The organism is Aliinostoc sp. HNIBRCY26 (assembly GCF_050235535.1).
GTDB lineage: Bacteria > Cyanobacteriota > Cyanobacteriia > Cyanobacteriales > Nostocaceae > Trichormus.
Map to the genome: position 1 here is coordinate 2,590,116 of NZ_CP189852.1, position 20,891 is coordinate 2,611,006.

Annotated in this window: 19 protein-coding genes; 11 read left to right on the forward strand and 8 right to left on the reverse strand. The window is 40.5% G+C overall.

The features are described from left to right. Nucleotides 1–103 precede the first annotated feature (103 nt). The gene (locus ACQFX9_RS11005; RefSeq protein WP_427162029.1) at nt 104–319 is read right to left on the reverse strand and encodes a hypothetical protein; all 216 of its coding nucleotides are present in this window, start codon (nt 317–319) and stop codon (nt 104–106) included. A 257-nt stretch (nt 320–576) separates the two neighbouring features. Here ACQFX9_RS11005 and ACQFX9_RS11010 point away from each other — a divergent pair, with 257 nt between their 5' ends. Beyond that, complete coding sequence (locus ACQFX9_RS11010; RefSeq protein ID WP_427162030.1) at nt 577–2,580, forward strand: NAD-binding protein; 2,004 nt, start codon at nt 577–579, stop codon at nt 2,578–2,580. 146 nt (nt 2,581–2,726) lie between these two features. Further along, nucleotides 2,727–3,809, forward strand: coding sequence for a photosystem II q(b) protein (gene psbA / locus ACQFX9_RS11015; RefSeq protein ID WP_427162031.1), 1,083 nt, complete (start codon nt 2,727–2,729; stop codon nt 3,807–3,809). A 94-nt stretch (nt 3,810–3,903) separates the two neighbouring features. On the opposite strand, the gene ACQFX9_RS11020 is transcribed toward psbA, so the two are convergent. Together ACQFX9_RS11020 and ACQFX9_RS11025 are read right to left on the reverse strand one after the other, a co-directional pair. Continuing rightward, nucleotides 3,904–4,473, reverse strand: a complete 570-nt coding sequence (locus ACQFX9_RS11020; RefSeq protein WP_427156769.1) for an IS630 family transposase — start codon at nt 4,471–4,473, stop codon at nt 3,904–3,906. Next, nucleotides 4,467–4,964 carry a helix-turn-helix domain-containing protein gene (locus ACQFX9_RS11025; protein ID WP_427157690.1) on the reverse strand — a complete coding sequence of 166 codons (498 nt, stop codon included), beginning with the start codon at nt 4,962–4,964 and terminating at the stop codon, nt 4,467–4,469. Before ACQFX9_RS11025 ends, ACQFX9_RS11020 begins: the two co-directional genes overlap by 7 nt. A gap of 129 nt (nt 4,965–5,093) precedes the next feature. On the opposite strand from ACQFX9_RS11025, the gene ACQFX9_RS11030 reads away from it, so the two are divergent. Continuing rightward, a complete protein-coding gene (locus tag ACQFX9_RS11030; protein WP_427156771.1) occupies nt 5,094–6,428 on the forward strand; it encodes an IS701 family transposase in 1,335 nt (444 codons plus the stop codon). 416 nt (nt 6,429–6,844) lie between these two features. Here ACQFX9_RS11030 and ACQFX9_RS11035 read toward each other — a convergent pair whose 3' ends face one another. After that, nucleotides 6,845–8,218 carry an NACHT domain-containing protein gene (locus ACQFX9_RS11035; protein ID WP_427162032.1) on the reverse strand — a complete coding sequence of 458 codons (1,374 nt, stop codon included), beginning with the start codon at nt 8,216–8,218 and terminating at the stop codon, nt 6,845–6,847. Nucleotides 8,219–8,448: 230 nt separating this feature from the next. On the opposite strand from ACQFX9_RS11035, the gene ACQFX9_RS11040 reads away from it, so the two are divergent. The 8 genes from ACQFX9_RS11040 to ACQFX9_RS11075 all read left to right on the forward strand — a co-directional run bounded on the left by ACQFX9_RS11040 (nt 8,449) and on the right by ACQFX9_RS11075 (nt 16,250). Further along, nucleotides 8,449–9,738 (forward strand): hypothetical protein, encoded by a 1,290-nt coding sequence (locus ACQFX9_RS11040; RefSeq protein WP_427162033.1) that lies wholly within the window; start codon nt 8,449–8,451, stop codon nt 9,736–9,738. Nucleotides 9,739–9,866: 128 nt separating this feature from the next. After that, nucleotides 9,867–10,949, forward strand: coding sequence for a DUF1350 family protein (locus tag ACQFX9_RS11045; protein ID WP_427162034.1), 1,083 nt, complete (start codon nt 9,867–9,869; stop codon nt 10,947–10,949). A 385-nt stretch (nt 10,950–11,334) separates the two neighbouring features. Next, the gene (gene aroC, locus ACQFX9_RS11050; protein WP_427162035.1) at nt 11,335–12,423 is read left to right on the forward strand and encodes a chorismate synthase; all 1,089 of its coding nucleotides are present in this window, start codon (nt 11,335–11,337) and stop codon (nt 12,421–12,423) included. Nucleotides 12,424–12,494: 71 nt separating this feature from the next. Further along, nucleotides 12,495–13,412 (forward strand): hypothetical protein, encoded by a 918-nt coding sequence (locus tag ACQFX9_RS11055; RefSeq protein WP_427162036.1) that lies wholly within the window; start codon nt 12,495–12,497, stop codon nt 13,410–13,412. 179 nt (nt 13,413–13,591) lie between these two features. Then, nucleotides 13,592–13,846, forward strand: a complete 255-nt coding sequence (locus ACQFX9_RS11060) for a SemiSWEET transporter (RefSeq protein WP_427162037.1) — start codon at nt 13,592–13,594, stop codon at nt 13,844–13,846. 21 nt (nt 13,847–13,867) lie between these two features. Further along, nucleotides 13,868–15,490 (forward strand): B12-binding domain-containing radical SAM protein, encoded by a 1,623-nt coding sequence (locus ACQFX9_RS11065; protein WP_427162038.1) that lies wholly within the window; start codon nt 13,868–13,870, stop codon nt 15,488–15,490. A 102-nt stretch (nt 15,491–15,592) separates the two neighbouring features. Next, nucleotides 15,593–15,781 carry a CPXCG motif-containing cysteine-rich protein gene (locus tag ACQFX9_RS11070; RefSeq protein WP_015139820.1) on the forward strand — a complete coding sequence of 63 codons (189 nt, stop codon included), beginning with the start codon at nt 15,593–15,595 and terminating at the stop codon, nt 15,779–15,781. Nucleotides 15,782–15,800: 19 nt separating this feature from the next. Continuing rightward, nucleotides 15,801–16,250 carry an SRPBCC family protein gene (locus ACQFX9_RS11075; RefSeq protein ID WP_427162039.1) on the forward strand — a complete coding sequence of 150 codons (450 nt, stop codon included), beginning with the start codon at nt 15,801–15,803 and terminating at the stop codon, nt 16,248–16,250. Between the two features lie 19 nt (nt 16,251–16,269). On the opposite strand, the gene ACQFX9_RS11080 is transcribed toward ACQFX9_RS11075, so the two are convergent. From ACQFX9_RS11080 to ACQFX9_RS11095, 4 genes are all read right to left on the reverse strand, one after another. Continuing rightward, nucleotides 16,270–17,412: an amidoligase family protein gene (locus ACQFX9_RS11080; protein ID WP_427162040.1), complete on the reverse strand. Its 1,143-nt coding sequence runs from the start codon at nt 17,410–17,412 to the stop codon at nt 16,270–16,272. Nucleotides 17,413–17,596: 184 nt separating this feature from the next. After that, nucleotides 17,597–18,148, reverse strand: a complete 552-nt coding sequence (locus ACQFX9_RS11085; protein ID WP_427162041.1) for a hypothetical protein — start codon at nt 18,146–18,148, stop codon at nt 17,597–17,599. Nucleotides 18,149–18,424: 276 nt separating this feature from the next. Next, nucleotides 18,425–19,309 (reverse strand): succinate--CoA ligase subunit alpha, encoded by an 885-nt coding sequence (locus ACQFX9_RS11090; protein ID WP_427162042.1) that lies wholly within the window; start codon nt 19,307–19,309, stop codon nt 18,425–18,427. Nucleotides 19,310–19,504: 195 nt separating this feature from the next. Further along, the gene (locus ACQFX9_RS11095) at nt 19,505–20,731 is read right to left on the reverse strand and encodes an ATP-grasp domain-containing protein (RefSeq protein WP_427162043.1); all 1,227 of its coding nucleotides are present in this window, start codon (nt 20,729–20,731) and stop codon (nt 19,505–19,507) included. Nucleotides 20,732–20,891: the final 160 nt, after the last annotated feature.

Here is a 20,891-nt window from a genome sequence, read left to right on the forward strand (position 1 = left end):
GGACTAGGCATCGGGAATGGCTCAATTCAAAATTCAAAATTCAAAATTCAAAATTAAAGATTTTGTTCCCTGTTCCCTAATGACTAATGACTAATGACTCAAATTAAAAATCTTCTAATAAATTCATCAATGCGTTCAATTCCGGCTCGTCTTGTGAATCTGATAGCTGATTTTTTAAATCTAATAACTGACTTTCTATTGCTGCTGCAACATAATTCATATTAGATTCTCTGGCAATTTTTAGCTGTTTTTCTTTGATTCTGATTTTCCTGAGCAGTTCATCCACAAAATCAACGGCGTTGCAATCTTGAGAAATCATACCCTGATACCTTTTTAAAATCTCCAAAAATTCAGTTAAATTCGCAATTTTAGTGAAAAATACTGCAAATACTTATTTGCAATAGTTGAAGCATCGGTTTGATATTAATTCTGTAACTGGAGAAAATTTTTTACTAAAAGCCTACGGTAAAATATTAGACCATCATTCATGGGTACGCTCTACTGCTTCATTTGTTGTTACATTACTTGCGCTCTAAAAAATTGTAAATTTGATATGGACTAAAATCAGCCTTGCAAATGGGACAAAATGTCATCAATGCCGACACTTTCTTGGTGTGTGGGTTGGGCAATTTGGGGCAATATTGCGTATTAGCTCTCAAGGAGTTTGGGGTAAAAGTTAACGCGATTGAGGCGGTTAATCGTCAAAACTGGGAAATCCCTGGCTTACCGGATGCAATTGACAATTTAGTGATCGGTGATTGTTGTCAAACTAAAATACTGGAACAGGCACAAATTCGCCAATGTCGAGCCATTCTGATGGTAACAAGTGATGAGCGCGTTAACATTGCTGGGGCTTTTGCAGCGCGATCGCTCAATCCCGATGTGCGTCTAGTCATTCGTTCTTCCCAAGACAACCTCAATGATTTACTCAGTGAAAGTTTGGGTAATTTCGTCGCCTTTGAAGCTACACAGTTACCCGCAAAAAGTTTTGCCTTAGCCGCCTTGGGGAGTGAAACCACAGGCTTTTTCACTTTAGAAAATTATTTTCTCAAAGTGATGCAAGTTTCTATTGATGTGGGACATCGTTGGCGTAATTGCTGGCAACTTTACGAACTTAATACCAGTCATCGCCGCATCCTCACCCACAACCGAGCCGGAGAATCACCAGCGCAGACATTCTATCAATGGGATGCAGATACTGCCATCCACCCAGGAGACATTATCACTTACATTGAAGCCACGGAAAATTTAGTTTCTCGTTCGCAAAAACCAGCTAATCACATCAACCATCTTTGGCGGACTGTATTGTCAACTATCACCAAGACAAATCTGCGTGAGCAGCTGATTCAATTTTGGGTAGAGAGTAGCCAAACTCGTCGTGTAGCTTTGATGAGTTGCTTGGTGATGATAAGTTTATTTTTTGGGGGTGCATTCCTTTATAAACTGCAATATCCCCAATTAAGTTGGCAATCTGCTCTAAATATCTCGCTAATTCTCAGTCTAGGGGGCTATGGTGATATATTTGGCGGCATAGAACAGTCATTTCCGATTTATTGGTGGCTACATTTATTCAGCATTGCTCAGACCATAGCAGGTACGGTATTTGTAGGGATTCTCTATGCAGTGATGACTGAGCGTATCTTAGCTGCTAGATTTCAGTTTTCCATCCGTCGTTTACCCATACCTAAATCAGATCATGTAGTGTTGATTGGTTTAGGAAGAGTAGGAAAACTAGTAGCACACCTCCTACAAGAATTAAAACAACCCTTAGTAGGAGTCCATCCCCATGATGTAGACCCCAGTTTATTGCCACCCATGCCCCTAATTGTGGGTAACATCAAAAATGCTTTACACAGAGTCAATCTTGCCACTGCTAAAAGTGTAGTTGTGGTGACAGATAATGAGGTGACAAACTTAGAAATTGCCTTGATGACCTATGCAGTTAATTCCAAAGCCTGCATTGTAATTCGCACTGTTGACCCGCGTTTTAGTCAGAATATTGCGAGATTACTACCTCATGCACGAGTTTTGGGAGTATACGAACTAGCGGCTGAGGCGTTTGTAGGTGCGGCTTTTGGGGAAAATATTCTCAATCTCTTTCGCTTACATAACCAAACTACTCTAGTCACCGAATATCAAATTGAAACTAACGATACTCTCAATGGGCGATTATTAGCAGAAATTGCCTATGGTTACGGCGTAGTACCAGTTCTCCACGCAAGAAATAGCCAACGCACACCGAAGTTTATGCCCTCTGATGATCTTAGGTTAGCTGTAGGCGATCGCCTAGTAGTTTTAGCCACCATTGAAGGATTGCAACAAATAGAACGGGGGACTATGTTACCCCGTCAATGCTTAGTGCGAGTAGAAAAAGCCGTCTCACAAGAAGCCGTTTTTGAAGGTGCAGCCTTAATTTCCCGCATATCTGGCTGTGATATGTATCTGGCGCGCACACTCATGAATCAATTACCCGCTACACTACAGTATCCTCTCTACAAACACCAAGCCCATCGCCTCGTTAATGAGTTAACAAAATGCCAAGTATCGGCTCATATACTTGAAAAGGGTGTAAGGGTATAACAATCATAAGTAAAACTAATCAATAGTATTATTTTTACAAAATGCTGAGGACTTGATTAACTTTTGTAAAGCAGTGTAAATTATACTCACAGGCAAAAAACAAAACCGCCTGATACATACATAAATCAAACCGCAATCATAAAGAAATGACAGCAACCTTACAACAGCGCAAAAGCGCAAACGTATGGGAGCAGTTCTGCAACTGGATCACCAGCACCAACAACCGCCTATACATCGGCTGGTTCGGCGTATTAATGATCCCCACCTTGCTAGCTGCAACCACCTGCTTCATCATCGCCTTCATCGCTGCACCTCCAGTAGACATCGATGGTATCCGCGAACCAGTAGCAGGTTCCTTACTCTACGGAAACAACATCATCTCCGGAGCAGTAGTACCTTCTTCTAACGCCATTGGTTTACACTTCTACCCCATCTGGGAAGCAGCATCCTTAGACGAATGGTTGTACAACGGTGGCCCATACCAACTAGTAGTATTCCACTTCTTGATCGGCGTATTCTGCTACCTCGGTCGTGAATGGGAACTATCCTACCGCTTGGGCATGCGTCCTTGGATCTGCCTAGCATTCTCCGCACCCGTAGCAGCAGCAACCGCAGTATTCCTCATCTACCCCATCGGACAAGGTTCCTTCTCTGACGGTATGCCCTTGGGTATCTCCGGTACCTTCAACTTCATGATCGTGTTCCAAGCAGAACACAACATCCTGATGCACCCCTTCCACATGTTAGGTGTGGCTGGTGTATTCGGTGGTAGCTTGTTCTCCGCAATGCACGGTTCCTTAGTAACCTCTTCCTTAGTTCGTGAAACAACCGAAAACGAATCCCAAAACTACGGATACAAATTCGGTCAAGAAGAAGAAACCTACAACATCGTAGCAGCACACGGTTACTTCGGTCGCTTAATCTTCCAATACGCGTCCTTCAACAACAGCCGTTCCTTGCACTTCTTCCTCGCTGCATGGCCTGTAATCGGGATTTGGTTCACAGCATTGGGCGTAAGCACAATGGCGTTCAACCTCAACGGTTTCAACTTCAACCAATCAGTGATTGACTCCCAAGGTCGCGTCATCAACACCTGGGCAGACATCATCAACCGCGCTAACTTGGGTATGGAAGTCATGCACGAGCGTAACGCTCACAACTTCCCCTTAGACTTGGCTGCTGGTGATGTTGCTCCTGTTGCTATCAGCGCACCTGCTATCAACGGTTAATTCTTCAACTTGAGTGAACAAAAATTACCCTCCAGAAATGGGGGGTATTTTTGTTTTGTTCAAGAGGGAGTTGACATCAAGTTGTTATACCAATTTAATATGAAGCTGCATATAAAAGAGCTTCTAAAATAAAGTCATAAGAAGACACAGACATGACTTGTTCAAAAGTTAATTGGTCAAATAGCTGCTGAATGCGCTCACGTAAATCTTGTAAAGAAGAGAAAAGTACATTTTTGAGAGATTTTTTGAGAAATTGCCAAAGCCTCTCGATGGGATTAAGTTCGGGAGAATGAGATGGTTGTAGTAGAGGAATAATATTGTCTGGCCAACGAATCGTAGAACTAGTATGGGCAGGAGCTTGATCAATCTGTAAAATGGCGTAATCGGAGCCTAATTGTTCAGATAGCCAGTCTAAAAACTGCTGAAAATAGTCGCCATTGAGTTTGGGGTATTCATGCTGGAAATGCTTTCCAGTCAACGGTTCAATTGCACCATAAATCCAAAAATTTTCCCGCAGCCATTTCACCTCAACAGTAGGTTTAACTCCTCTAGCTGTAATTACTTTGCCTGTGAGGGTTTTGAGTCCCACTCTCGTTTCATCTTGACACAGGTAGCGCACAGTTTTACCTGGTGCTAGCAGTTGTTCGAGACTAACTATCAGCACACCGAGTTTTTTTTAAATTCGGCTCTGAGTTTTTCATCCTGCTGATAGCTTTGGGGTCGTGGTACTTTGAGTTTCGCTCCTAAACGATATCTCACCCAGTTATAGACTGTTCCATACTCGATATCCAATCCATGTTTGAGTTTCAACCACTCGACTATTGCTCCGTAACTGCTAAATCCTTCTCCTGTTTCCAACTCTTGCTTTAATGAAGCGATCGCCTCTTCAGTAATTTTTCGTTTTGCCCCTGGTGCTTTCTTCACTGCTAATAACTCAGACAATCCACCCCCTCTATACCTCTGTAACCATCTCGTCACCGTCGAAGTATCTCTGGCCAAGCGTTTTCCAATTTCTTGCTGCTCCTTTACCTGCCCACTCTTGAGCCACCACAACATCTGTAGCTTTTCTTTCTGGCTACCTTCACTGGCTGTTTGCAGGCGTTTTTTGAGTTCTTCTTCGCTCTCCACGATTTCTATCTTAAACGGGCGGCTCATAGGTCTGAGGACTTATCACATTTACCTCCCCCTATTATATGCAACTTCATATTAAATTGGTATAACCCCTCTTTTGTTACTACGGGGAAAGTATAATCAGGAAGAAAGCAGACAAAGCAAGTAAGAGGAATGGTTACAGCGCGTAGACAGCCAGTAAGCACAGTGGCATTCATAGATAACTATTGCCAGCACTATTATTCAGTATTTGAGGATGTGAGGCATTTTGAAGCATTCAAATTCTTACATTTGGGCATACTTTCAGAAATTAAGAGAAAAACTCTGCCAGAAATAGCTAAAACAGTGGGGCTAAAAGATAGCCAAACACTACATCATTTCCTGAGAGATGCACTGTGGGATATCAAAAAATTAAGAGAAATAAGGCTATGGTTAACAAAAATGTTTATTGGAGAAAGAGAAATAATTTTATGTATTGACGAAACCGGAGATCAAAAAAAGGGAAAATCAACAGATTATGTGACTAGGCAATATATTGGAAACTTAGGTAAAACAGAGAATGGAATAGTATCCGTAAATGCTTATGGTGTAGTAGATGGAATCACTTATCCTTTAATATTCCAAATATTTAAACCGAAAAATCGCTTAAAAGAAGGGGATAAATATAAGAGCAAACCCCAAATAGCGGTAGAGATTATTCAAGAGTTGAAAGAATGGGGTTTCAAAATTAAATTAGTGTTAGCAGATAGTTTATATGGTGAGAGTGGAGATGTAATTAGATGTTTAGAAAAATTAGAACTAGAGTTTATCGTAGCAATTCGCTCCAATCATGGAGTGTTAATGCCCCCAGGAAGCCGAAAACGTTATAATCGTTGGAAAGCTTATGAGCAAAAGCTTTCACATCGTCAATTAGAAACTCGTTACCTGAGAGAAATTATTTTTGGTCAACGTCGCCGCATCAGATATTACCAAATCAGTAAAGTTAATACACCCGACCCCACTGGAGATGAAAGTTGGTACATCATGACTAATTTATCAACTGATTTGTCACTGAATGTCGCGCAACTTTATAGTTTAAGAAACTGGATTGAATATGGTTTTAAAGAAGTTAAAAATGAACTGGGTTGGGCTGATTTTCGTCTGACTGATTATGAAAGTATTGAACGCTGGTGGGAAATCATTTTTAGTGCTTACCTTTTAGTTAGCATTCAGGCTACTTATTTTCAACTTTATGCCCAAACTCAATCAACATCTAGTTCAGAATCACCTTCATCAATAGACTTTAATATTTATCAATATAGTCAACATCCTAATTGGGAATCTGGTATAACATGGAAGAGTGCTTTAAATAATCTTAGATTGCTCATTCAACCCTATATTTTTTACTGTTTGATTCAACCTTGGCTCACAGTATTTAACATTCCTGGTATGAAGCGTTGCTTTTTGAAATTAATCGACTTTATGAATGATTTTCGCGCTTCTCCAGTCAGTTTCTCTGTTGCTAGTTGAATCTCTTGTCAATTTTTCTTTTCCTAAAGTAACAAAAGAGGGATTAGAGATAACCTGAGTTTGGGATGGCTACATATTTACCAAGCCCTTCGGGCAGGGAACAGGGAACAGTGAAAAAACTTGCCCGAATACTGGGTTTAAAGGCACCATTATTTATTTAGGGTATGTTGAATAACTTTAAAACTCTTTACTAGTAAGCAGTTCGCGGTTATTTTTGGGAAAAAAGTGCAAGAGAATTGGGATATGAGGCTGAAAAAGTTTGCATCTCCAATTTTTTGGAGGCAAAAAAATTGGAAAAAATTAGGGTAAAACTGTTCCCTGTTCCCTGTTCCCTACCTCCACTAAAGGACTTTTTCAGCAAGCCCTATTTATGAAAACAGATAAAAATAGTTCCCTTTTAATACCGGGACTCCAGGCTAATGCCAAAATTTTTCGTGAAGATATTCTAAAACAGTTGTTTTTAAAAGTGCATCCTGATTGAAAAATGATGTTTTAACCATTAACAATTCAGTGGCCAACTGGTGAACTAAACAGTCTGTAACATATTCCATAATCATCGGCTGTTGGGTATATTCACCTGATCGCTTTTCTATGAGACTGCGCCAAGTCAGCGATTCCAGTGACTCTAACAAGTTGGTACGAGAAACCGCAGGTACAATATCCGCTTGCAATTGGGCAATTGTAGTCCATTCCCGATTAATCGCCAACCAATACATAATGGTCTGCTCTAGGGGCGATAAACGCTGAAATTGCTGATCGAGCAGGTGGCGCATCCCGTTAAATATTGGGGTTTCTGTTTGCAAAAAAACAGCAATTTCCCCATCAAATAAACTTTGAATTGAGGTAGCAACCATTTTCAATATCAGTGGATTGCAACGATACAACTCGCATAAATGGCGTTTTTCAGCCTCACTTCCCACTAATCCCTTAGCGTCAATTAATGCCATTGATGCTTCCCATGAACCCTTAAGAGAAAGCGATCGCACTCCGCCATTCCAATCTTCCAATAATGCCACTTCCGCAGATTTTTCACGGCTAGTAAGTAAAATACAACTCTGATGACTCGCTTCTCCTAGTAACCGAAACAATTCACCATAATTCCTGAAATCTGGCTGGTAATTGCCAGCGTGCTGGACTGGTTGTAAGAGAGTATCTTGATTATCAAAAATCACCAAGCAGCGATGCTTTTGCAGCCAGTATAGTAACCGTTCTGGTTTGGCTTGGATGTCTTGCTGCTGGGAAAGGAAAGGTACTAGTTCGGCCAATAAAGTTTCTAAAGGTGGGGCGTTACGGAGACTGCGCCAAATTACAAATTCAAATTCTGTTTGTATCAATTGAGAGACTTTAGCCGCTAAAGCACTTTTACCAATACCGCTCATTCCCACCAAGGCAATCAGACGACAGCGTTCTGCAAGTATCCAATGAGTCAGTTTTTCTATTTCCTCTATCCGACCGCAGAAATGGGAAACATTAATCGCTTCGCCCCAATCTACAGAACGTTGGTTTTGTGGTTGGAGATTGGATATTGGAAGAGTAAATTGGGACAGAATGCCACGTAGACTTGTTTTGTTAACTTTGCGACCCAAAGTATAACTGAGGAACTGCCAGAATTTAGGGCCAATATCTCGTTGTAAGTAATTAATAGAATAGCCAGAGCGCGCAGCAATTTGTTGATACGTCAAGTTATTCCAGGCACCAAACAACAGGGCTATTTCCACCTCAGTCAGAGTTCTAGCGAGTTTTTCATTGACAGCATGATTAGCGATTTCCAGTGCTTGTGAAAACTCCATATTTATGCCGTTTTTGCGAGATTTAGCCTATATGAGCTAAATTGAATCATACTTTGCATACTAAAGATCCATACTTTTCTGTAAGGACGACACCACAAAGTTTTGATAATTTAATACAGGATTAAGAAATGACTTCTAGTGCAAATACTTAAGATTGCATTAGTGCAGATTTCCTATGGGTATGTAGAGAGAAAAACATTCACGAAAGCAAACAATATCCAGGAGAATTTGTGAAAAAGATCACTGCCTTTTTGGCTACTATCCTTAGCTTTATGATCTGTCTAGGCGGAGTTAGCCCAGCTTTCGCTCAAGATGTTTCTAAATCCGCACCTGTAGTTCAAGCCCCATCTATTCCTCAACCCGCATCTCGTGGAATAACCACTTTTTACCTAACTCCAGAACAACAAGCACAAGGAAAGACCATCTATCAACAGTTAAACTATGATGTAGCTATTCCTAATCCAGACTTCAGTGCTGCTCTGCCAGAGAACGCAAAGGATTTTCCCGCAGTTTATCAACGAGTCCTGGCAGAAGGTCGCAAGAAAAATGGAACTAATGGCTCGTTTACAGAAGGTTGGTTTGATTTCCAAGCATCAACTGCTGTAATTCCCGGAACTAACACACTGTTCGCAATTAAAGAACCCTTCGGCGGCAGAATCTACAGTGTGGTAGCTGGATTACCTGCATCTCAATGCCCTCTGAAAATTAACAGCACTCAAATAGCTTTCTTTGATAAGCAAGCAGATGCAGAAGCAAAAGCTGCTGAATTAGATGGCAAAGGATTCTTGGTTTATGTTTCTCCTGTAGATGACTTAACCATCAAGGCATTTTCACAACTTTTCTACGACCCTGCGACTGGCAAGAAAAAAACCAACAAAGATTGTTTCTTAGTTTCCGGTGCTACTGAAGGTGTTAAGGTTGATTTCCAGAAAATCTACCCTTACCTACCACCTGCATTACAACAGCCAGCACGTGACACAGTATGGGAATACTTCCCTAGAGTTGGCAGTGTCATCAATCTGGTTAATTCGAGAAAAACTTTGACTGATCAAGCCGGTAATCTTGTCATAGATAGACCATCAGCAGATGTGGCAAAGGATTTCTACTTAGTTGACACCAATAATCCAGTCAATGTTAGTGGAAACTTAACCAGTTGGCAGATTTGGGCAAAAAATACCTTACCTGTACAACTAATTATTTACAGACGAGATCGAGCAGGTTCTTGGTCTGTAGTTGGTAAAAGTGATGTAAAAACTCCTGTAGTGGGTGCAAATACATTTACCCTTCCAACTCCGATTGAAACCCAAAAAAAAGGAGATGAATATTTTGTTGGCTTGTACTATCCAAAAGCAGGTTCTGTTGCTTACGCTCAAGACAGCGGCCCGGATAATTTAGGTAATGGAAACTTCACCGGAACAGTTTTTCAAACAAAAGATGGAGCTGGAGTTAATTCTTCTACTAACTTTGCTTTTTCTACCAATCGCACTTACTCAGTATTTGTTAAAGGCCCTGCTCTGTAATTGTTAACAGTTTTGTGGCGTTGACAATTGCCTTGCTTTAATCAACATGCGATCGCATTTTTTAAGAAGATAGCGATCGCTTAATTTGCATTTATCTTTTACAGCATATCAACAGTATAAATTTAGCTATGAAATTTCAACCTATTTCTCATAGTTGGGTGGCTCTACATCCAAAACCTCAAGGAGTGATTCAATTTATTGGCGGGGCTTTCTTCGGCACATTTTGGCCAATGCTTTTCTATCGCTCTCTACTCCAGCGTCTATTTAAAGATGGTTATACCATCGTCCTTCTACCATTTAACTTTACTTTTAACCATTATGCCGAGTCTGGCTTTTTAATCAGAGAACAGTATGACATAATGCCGGAGCTTGTTAGAAGGGCAATATGTGCTAACTATGACTATGAAATCTATCTCAGTGACCAAAACTTTGCTTGGATAGGTCATAGTATTGGCTGTAAATATATTGCTCTTTTGGAAGCATTTAGTTCCTTACCTCTCATTGGTAAACCTGATGAGCCTGAATATTCTCAGAAGACTAGAGAACTTAAAAACTTTATTGAGTCCCTAGTTAGAGCAACAGCAAAGAAGAAAGATTCTCCAGCAAAGATTCATAGCAAGACTGAAAGAATATTTAATGAACTTTTAATTCTGATTAATGATCTAGAAATAAAGCGTGACCAGGCTAAAGATTTAATTGAATATTACATCAGGCGAGAAGCCAATTTCAATCAATTGAAAGGTGAAATTAAAATTAAAAGCATTTTTATTGAAAATCAACCTTCTTTATTATTAGCTCCTGTAAATACAGGGCTTGAGAGTGCTATTCCAGAACCTTTAGCCAGTATTTTCATTGGCTTAGGTTTGAATGTTAATCCAACTCCAGAAGAAACAAAGGAATTAATAAAATCCAGTAAGCTATTTGGTATTATGGGGTTAAATTCATTCCAAAAAGATAACCTTGCCTCATCAACTTGTCAGTGGTTTGAGGAGGTCTTTAAAAAACCACCTCAAGGTTTTAAAGAAGATTTAAAAGGTGGACATTTAAGACCGTTAGGCATTAACTTTGGCAATTTTGCCATAAATTTTCCAGGTATTATGGATAATATTCCAATTATTGAGTCTGTACAAAAACGAAATAGAGAGTTTGAATCTCCCGTAAGTGAATTATTCCAACGTTTAGAAGAGCAGCAGGCTAATCTTTTAAAATAGTGTGATCGCCAATCTTGTAGGATGCGTTAGTAACAGCGTAACGCATCCCAGAATTATGGATGATTTGCTAGATTTGGGCAGACTAATCAACAAATACCAATAGTGCGATCGCAGTTTCAGCATAAGTTTGGATAAGCGATCGCTCATAGCTGAGATGATTGGGTAGGGTGCGTCAGTACGATAGAACCTAACTATACTCAGTAATTATTCATACTGAATTTACCCTACAGTTTGGACATTTTTCTATCTGGAAGTCATGAAATAAACTACTAATTTAACATCGTCTTGGGTGTCACCCGTTGACCAACAAAGAGAAAGCACACCAGAGGAAAAAATGCTCAACTCCATGTAAAATACAGATTCCAGACTGTATTTCCGTAAAATCATGGGCAGCACTTTTGGTCATCTTTTCCGTATTACTACTTTTGGCGAGTCTCACGGCGGAGGCGTGGGGGTTGTGATTGATGGTTGTCCTCCGCAACTGGAAATTTCGGCTGAAGAAATTCAGGTAGAGTTGGATAGAAGACGACCAGGACAAAGTAAAATTACCACTCCCCGCAAGGAAGCAGACACTTGTGAGATTTTGTCTGGGGTGTTTGAAGGTAAAACTTTGGGGACACCAATCTCAATTTTGGTGCGAAACAAAGATACTCGTTCTCAAGATTATGACGAGATGGCGCAAAAGTATCGCCCTTCCCACGCGGATGCAACCTATGATGCAAAGTATGGGATTCGCAATTGGCAAGGTGGGGGTAGGTCGTCAGCCCGTGAGACAATAGGGAGAGTAGCAGCAGGTGCGATCGCTAAAAAAATTCTCCGTCAAGTTGCCAATGTCGAAGTTATCGGTTATGTCAAGCGCATCAAGGATTTAGAGGGTGTAGTTGACCCCAATATCGTCACTTTGGATGAAGTGGAAAGCAATATTGTGCGCTGTCCTGATGGAGATTGCGCGACCAAAATGATTGAATTAATTGAGCAGACTGGTAGACAAGGTGATTCTATCGGTGGTGTGGTGGAATGTGTGGCGCGCAATGTTCCCAAAGGTTTGGGTGAGCCTGTATTTGATAAATTAGAAGCTGATATTGCTAAAGCTGTGATGTCTCTTCCTGCAAGTAAAGGGTTTGAAATTGGTTCTGGTTTTGCAGGTACACTATTAACAGGAATCGAACATAACGACGAATTTTATATAGATGAAAATGGAGAAATTCGCACCGTAACTAATCGTTCTGGTGGGATTCAAGGTGGTATTTCTAACGGGGAAAATATCATTTTGCGAGTTGCATTTAAGCCTACAGCCACGATTAGAAAAGAGCAGAAAACGGTGACGCGTGAGGGTGAAGAAACATTATTAGCGGGGAAGGGAAGACATGATCCTTGTGTTTTACCCCGTGCAGTTCCGATGGTAGAGGCGATGGTGGCGTTAGTATTGTGTGATCATTTGTTACGCCATAATGGTCAGTGTAAGGTGCTGTGATTGTGATAGCGATCGCCTAATTTGAATTATGAATGATTTTGGCGATCGCTGATTAATTAAAGTTAGGAGATATGACCAGATTTATTCATGACCAGTTTGCAAAAGACTATCTAGAACAAATACTCACTCCCTACGGTGAAGTTCAAGCAGCGCGAAGAGTAGCCGGGGAAGTTAGAGAAATTGATGTTTATTTCGTCCCCAAATCACAATCAAGCACTATTCCTGAAACCTTTGGATTATTATCACAATTTACTACTACACCTGCATTATTTGAACCGTTTCGCAATGCTGCATCTATTACAGAAATTTGCGATTGTCTTTTAAAATTATTAGAAGTAAGAGGAGATTTACAACGACAAGTAAATCGGAATAACACACGCCTACTTGACTCTGACTTACCAAAATTATGGATTCTCACCCCCACCGCATCAGCACCACTTTTATCAGGATTTGGTGCTAACCCCAAAACTGACGAATTACCTGGAGTTTATTTTCTTCCAGAACACCTGCGTACGGCTATCATCGCAATTCATCAATTACCCGTCATTCCTGAAACGTTGTGGTTGCGAATCATTGGTAGAGGAAATGTCCAAAAACGAGCCATTGATGAACTTGAATCACTGAATCCTGATAATCTTTTTCGTAAAGCAGCGTTAGAATTACTATACAACTTACGACAGAATTTACAATTAACTCAAAGTCAAGATGAAGATGATCGGGAGTTAGTTATGCGGTTAGCACCACTTTATCAACAAGACCGAGAACAAGCAAGGCAAGAAGGAGAACAAAGAGGTATTCAAACAGGAATTCAAACAGGAATTCAACAAGGGGAAAGATTAGTAGTAGAAAATTTACTTAAGGTTCGCTTTGGTGAATTAGATAACGAACTGCAAGCAATTATTCAACCTTTATTAGCATTGAAACCAGAGGAGTTTACCCCTTTGCTTTTACAATTATCCCGTGAAGAATTAATTGCCAGATTTCGCTGATGAATTTGATGAAAGTTGTCATAGTGGAGAGTTGAAAATATTATCATAATTCCTGCGATCGCCTGTCTCAATCCAAATCTAAAAATCTATTACTTTTCATTTGTAAATAAACATGACTGAAGAAGGTACAATTGAGTATCTTCTTCATTGTTTGTGTCTCATCTATCACTAATATATATATGAACTTCATCACGATTTTAGGTTTAGCAGCCGCTACATTAACCACCATCGCTTTCTTACCCCAAGTTTTGCAAACATGGCGAACCAAATCAGCAAAAGATGTTTCATACGTCATGCTGATCACATTTATGTGTGGTCTATTTTTATGGTTAATCTATGGAATTTATCTCCAAGCTTGGCCAATTATTTTTGCTAACGGCACAACTTTGGCTCTCAACTTTGTAATTCTATGGCTTAAAATTAAATATAGATAGATATGCCTTTATTAAACACCTGTGACATCTTCTTTATTTACTTCTGAACGTCTGTTATTTACCCCTGCTACACCAGCAAACAACGCTATACCATTGATATTCGCTTTCCCTAATGAGTATACAGTAGGTATCACTAGCTTGGGCTATCAGGTAGTCTGGGCAACTTTCGCAATGCGTCATGATGTGCAGGTGAGTCGTTTATTTACTGATATTTCGGAATCACTTCCTAGACAGCCGGAAATTTTGGGATTTTCGATTTCTTGGGAATTAGATTATGTCAATATTTTAAATTTATTGGAATCTTTAGATATTCCAATTAGAGCAAATAACCGTGATGATTCTCACCCTATTGTTTTCGGTGGTGGGCCTGTGTTGACGGCTAACCCCGAACCTTTTGCTGATTTTTTTGATGTCATTTTGTTAGGAGATGGAGAAAATTTATTAGGGAATTTTATAGAAGCTTATAAGGAAGTGAGAAACGCTTCTAGACAAACTCAATTACAAGCACTCGCACAAGTACCAGGAATTTATATACCGAGTTTGTATACAGTAGAGTATCAAGAAATAGATGGGGAAATTAGTTCTATTCAACCAATTTCTTCAGAAGTTCCCGCCGTGGTGCAGAAGCAAACTTATCGGGGAAATACTCTCTCAGCTTCTACTGTGGTGACGGAAAAAGCAGCTTGGGAAAACATTTTTATGGTGGAAGTGGTGCGGAGTTGTCCTGAAATGTGCCGCTTTTGTTTAGCTAGTTATTTGACTTTACCTTTTAGAACGGCGAGTTTAGAAGGTTCTTTAATTCCCGCCATTGAAAAAGGTTTACAAGTTACAAATCGCTTGGGTTTATTGGGTGCTTCTGTTACACAACATCCAGAGTTTGAAACTTTATTAGATTATATTAGTCAGCCAAAATATGATGATGTGCGGCTGAGTATTGCTTCTGTTAGAACTAACACAGTGACAGAACAGCTAGCGAGAACTTTGGCGAAACGAGACACGCGATCGCTTACCATAGCTGTAGAGAGTGGTTCGGAAAAATTACGCCAAATCATCAATAAAAAGCTACATAACGACGAAATCATTCAAGCAGCCATTAATGCCAAAGCTGGCGGTTTGACAGGCTTAAAACTCTACGGCATGGTAGGTATTCCAGGAGAAGAACCAGAGGATCTAGAAGCCACAGTCACTATGATGCGGAGTGTGAAAAAAGCCGCGCCAGGACTACGCCTCACCTTTGGTTGTAGCACTTTTGTACCGAAATCCCATACACCCTTTCAATGGTTTGGGGTAAATCGTCAAGCAGAGAAGCGGTTGCAGTGGTTACAAAAACAACTCAAACCCCAAGGTATAGATTTTCGCCCAGAAAGCTATAATTGGTCGATTATACAGGCTTTGATATCGAGAGGCGATCGCAGAATTTCCCAACTGCTAGAACTCACCCGTAACTTTGGCGACTCCTTGGGAAGCTACAAGCGCGCTTTTAAGCAACTCAAAGGTCAAATTCCCGATTTAGATTACTACGTCCATGACAATTGGTCACATCAGCAGATATTACCCTGGAGTCACTTGCAAGGGCCATTGCCACAGTCTACACTACTAAAGCATTTGGCAGAAGCGACCAGTCATTTTCGGGAGTTGTGTTAGCGGAAGCGCGGCGTTTAGCCGGTGCTGAGTGCTGAGTAAAAGATAATAAACTTCTGTTTTTTACCTTTTACCTTTTGCCTTCTACCTTTTGCCTTTTACCTTATGCAAAATACAGCTGAATTTTATTGTGCTTATTGTGGTGAACCCAACTTAACCTTTATTGACTTGAGTGCTGGGGGACAACAATCTTATGTGGAAGATTGTCAAGTTTGCTGTCGTCCTAATATCTTATATATCCGAGTGGATGAAGATACCCTAGAAATTGAAATTGATACTGAGTACGAAGGCTAGATTTTAGGTTTCCCTTTCCATGCTTTACTTTCAACATTCTTCAGTTATTGACGCGCCAGTAGAAGTAGTTTGGCAATTCCATGAGAGACCAGATATCTTACAGCTACTAACCCCACCTTGGCAACCTGTGCAAGTAGTTCGCCGTGAGGGAGGACTTGCGGTAGGCGCAGTTACAGAGTTTCGTTTGTTTCTCGGACTTTTACCATTAACTTGGTTAGCACGCCACACTGAATGCGAGAAAAATCACTACTTTACTGATGTTCAGATATCCGGCCCTTTCGAGTCTTGGATACATCGCCATCTTTTTGTAGCAGAAGGTAATAAAACCAAGCTAACTGATGATATTTCCTACATTATGCCTGGCGGCGAAACTGTAGAATTTTTTAGCGGTTTGTTAGTACAAACGCAGTTAGAAGCGATGTTTCGCTATCGTCATTTTGTGACTAAGCGAGAGTGTGAATCAAGATAACTATTCAAATATCTTTTCCCTAAACCCCTATACCCTGTTTCCCTAAGTCTTCATCAACGCTAGCCGCATGAGATAACCAAATTTGACGGAAATTTTCTGGCATAGGTATTTCTTTAAGAAACTTCTGCACAGATTCTAGTTTCCATACTAGGGGTGAACTAGGTAATATTTTGGGTGCAACTATGGCATAACGTAAGATAGCTTCTATTAATGCTGCTGCCTCAATTACAGGTTGTGGATTTATCCATGCAGGGAAAATCCGTACTTCAAAAGTATGTTTTTCCCTAATCTGATGAATGATATTTTTTAGGTTAAAATCGCAGTATTTGGTTAACTGTAATTTCATCAGATATTCTCTAGCCTCAGACCAAGACAATTCACAAAAATCAGGCTCATTAACTAACATCAATAAATCTTCATCCCATGTTCCCAAACGTCTACATTTGGGGTTAGTACCAACAAGACGTTTCAGATTTTCTCCGTGAGTCCATAAAAGATTAACTAAGTTAGCAAAAACCCTAGTAGAACATAAAGGCGTAGCATCAAAGTGGAGATGAGTTGCACCCTCAAGCGGAATGCTAAACCCTAGAGAACGTGCTGATGCTAAGAGACTTTCTAGACGTTGGAAATGGTTAGTATCAATAGGTGGGGTAATGAGTTCACAAGGACGTTCTCTTTCTCCTGGTAAGGGTGCAGCGATCGCAATCGGATTACCGATATAATCAGCTATACGTATCATTCCCCCTTCTCCTAGTTCTAAATCGGTAGCAAATAAACTCGCAATTGGCTGGAGAACTTCATCTAAGGGAGCAGCCGCATCAGCATTACAGATGATTAAATGTAGTAATCTCATATCATCGCTGACAATGCGATACCATCCCGGCTGGGGTGCTTGAGTTCTATCTAAGTCATCTTGTAGAGTTAAATCATCTACACATCGTGCTATCAAATTTCCCTGCTGATCAATTACTTCAAACCCCAAAGTCAGATTATGAAATAGAGGAGTTCCTGGTACATGACTCGGTTCTGACTGGGGATGAAAAATGCGACGTACTGAACCTTGATGTTGTTGGGATATTATTTTTGCTAAATCCTGTCGGCTAAATCCCTTCGGTGCAATTAACTCAATTTCAAAGCCAATTTTCCAATTTAATTCAGACATAATTTTCTATAAAATCAGGGTGCATTCAGCACCCCATAGTGATTTAAAAATATCAAGTAGAATAAAACCAATTCGCAATTCGCAATTCGCAATTCGCAATTACGTTTTGTCACGAGGTTAAAACCCTGTGACAAAACTTTTCGCCTTGAGGGGGCGAGGTTTTAAACCTGATTGTTTCGATAATTTATCTCTTACGAGGACGCGCGTATCTTAAAGCTTGGTCAATCACTTCGTCATTGCCTAAAATTAAATTGCGTTCAATGCGAGCTTTCGCATCTATCGCTGATTTTTCACCCCAAAATCTTGCCAGTGCCTCTGCATCATTATAGTTATATGTAGAGTCTTGGTAGAATTTATAGGGGCTGGAATCGCCAGGACGGGGTGATTGCACGGCTTGGAGTGCTTGCACTCTAGCATCTACAAGAAATTGTTCTAGAAGTGCAATGTTTTCTCCTCCCCAGAGAATTTTTCGACCCATTCTAGCTTTTGCATCCTCTACGTTTTCTCCCCAGAAACTTGCTAAAACACGCGCGTCCCAATAGTCATATTTACTAGTTAAAAATGCTCTTAGTTCGCTATCTTTATAGTTTTTAGTTGCTGATTTTGTGGTGTCGCTGAGAATTTGATGATGGGAATTTACAGTTATATCTTGAGCCAGAACTGTATTAATAGCGGTACCAAAAGAGCCTATAAATACGCCTAATAATAACAAGAAAATCCGCAGGTTATATTTCATTTTCGTTACCTAACTAATCAAGTATTTATCAGTATCCAATGGTAAAAATTCTATCTAAACATCAGCTTTCAGTAGTTTTGTGATGTAGGAATATTACCGTTTGGTGTTATGACTTGATACTCGTTGCTGGTGAACTATTCCTGAAATTTACTGAAATAGTGGTGAGTGCTGAGTTGTGAGTTGTGAGTTTAAAACCCCATAGCGAGGTAGCTGACAGGTGTAGGTTTTTGATATGGGTATTAATTGCGAATTGATCCAAAATCTAAAATCTGAAATTTAGAGGCTAATTGACTTTTTTAATAATTCGGGAATTAAAGACGGGCGTTCTGCAACGGGGACTTCTGCGGCTTCAAAGGCGGCGATTTTGCTTTGTGCTGTCCCAAAGTTGGGTGGACGACCTACGACGGTGACTAAAGTTCCTGTTTGTCGCCAAGTGTTTCTCGGTGGAGCTTCTCTACCTGCAATGTAGGCTACAACTGGTTTATCAATAGCTTCAGCGATGTATCTGGCGGCGGTTTCTTCACTACCCCCACCAGGTTGACCGACTAACACAATGGCTTCGGTCGTGTCATCCTCATCTAAGATTTGCAGCCATTGCAAAAATGAAGAACCCACAATGGCATCACTACCAATACTGACACTGATTGACTGTCCTAAACCTGCTTTTGTCAGTTCCCAAGCTACTTCATAGGTGAGGGTACTGCTACGGCTCACGATTCCTACTGAACCTGGTGTGTAAAATTCGCTGGGGTGTGTACCCAAGAGGATTTTTCCTGGGACGATAATTCCTGGACTGTTGGGGCCGACTACCAAAGTTTCATAATCTTCAGCTTTGCGGAGTAATTGCACCATATCCAAAGGCGGTACGCCAGCAGAAATGATGATAATCTGACTAATATCAGAAGCGATCGCTTCTAAAGCAGCATCTAAAACTTGGTATGGATGGACACAAATAATTGTTGTGTCAATCACACCAAATTTCTCCGCTACCTCTTCTACCAAATCAAATACGGGTAAACCATAGATTTCCTGTCCACCACGTCCAGGAGCGACACCAGCGACTATATTTGTCCCATAGGCTTTCATTTGAGCAATATGAGTAGCTGAAATAAATTCGCTGAAGCCTTGAATGATAACTTTGCTCTCTGGCGTTAAGTTCATAATTGGGGACTGGGGATTGGGGACTGGGAATTTTAGATTTTGAATTTTAGATTTTAGATTGAATTTAATCCAAAAGACGCTCCTGCGTCGCTAACGCTACGCTATTGTCAATCCTAAATCCAAAATTTAAAGGCTGGGGACTGGGAGAATTATATCCTTGATTACCTGTCACCTGTCACTGGTTATATGTCACAGTTACGACACTTTTTGGTAGGCGGGGGGTTTAACTAAGTTAACTGCTGTGGCTACGGCTTCATCTAGATTTTCTACTATGATGAGCCTGTGAGCATCAGTTTCTAATGGGGCTAAAACGTTTTTAGCAGCGTTTAATTCTGAACCAGCTAAACGAATCACTACATAGGGTGAATTAAACTCTCGTTTATTGCCGTTGGTGCGTAAATTTGATGATGTTTGTTCGTTTTGGTGGTGTGAGATGAATTCAACAATAGCCGCAGCTGCGGCTTCTGGTTCGGGAATACTACCGAGAAGATTAATGAGTATTACCTGAATGCTTTTGTCAGCAGCTAAAATATTTAAACCTTTGATGAGGCGATCGCAAAACGTAGTTGGTGCAGTCTCAATAACCGAGGCGTGTCGGAGATTTAAACACATACCTGGTTTACCACCAGCACTACTGACTAAATCACAGGTTGCCATCATTGAGCCTGTACCATTGCCCAAGATGCCAATTTTACCTTGCATCGCTAAACTATCCCAGTCACCCAACCGGGTGTTAATCTGATTTTTGCCATGATGACCGACCATTTTAGCAGCCATTGCGGCAATTTCTGGATGTCTCCCTATGGCTCTTTGATTAACTCGCACTTTACCATTTAGTGCCATGACTTCCCCTGCATGATTAATGGCGAGGGGATTAATTTCCACTAAGTCTAAGTCTTTTTGTAAAAACAACTGGTACAGTTTCTCTAAAACACCACTGACTGATTGCATCAGTGCGCCTTGCAAACCCATTTTTAAAGCCAATCTCCGCGCGTAAAAAGGCGAAAATTCCTGTTCCACAACCACGTATTGCATTTTTTCACCGGCTAATTCCCAATCTACATCCGGTTCTTGGCAACCTAAAAGGATGGGTCGGCAAATAGCGGTATCTAAAACTACGGCTAAATAAAATTCTTGACTAGCAACATACTTAGATTCTGCCAGTACGACTTCTGGTAATTCCCCCCAAATGGGCAAGTTAAAAATATTTTGAGCCGCCGCTACTGCATCGATGGTGGTTTCTACAATTCTCACACCTCCAGCTTTGGCGCGATCGCCTGCGTGTACTTGCGATTTTAGTACAATCGGATATTTAATTTTCAGCCGTTTTAAATCTGTAGGATGATATATACGTTGGGAAGGCAATACTGGAATGCCGATTTCACCAAACCATTCTTTAACTTGATACTCTAATAAATCCATTGTTACGCACCTGAATATTTATACTTTCAGCGAATTATTTTGGTGCTGTTTTTGGGCTTTGGACTGCACCCCAATCAGATAACCAAACCTTGGATAACTATAAAAACTAATGTTTCACGTATCAATTCTATCGAATTCAGTAAATGCAGCACATTTAATT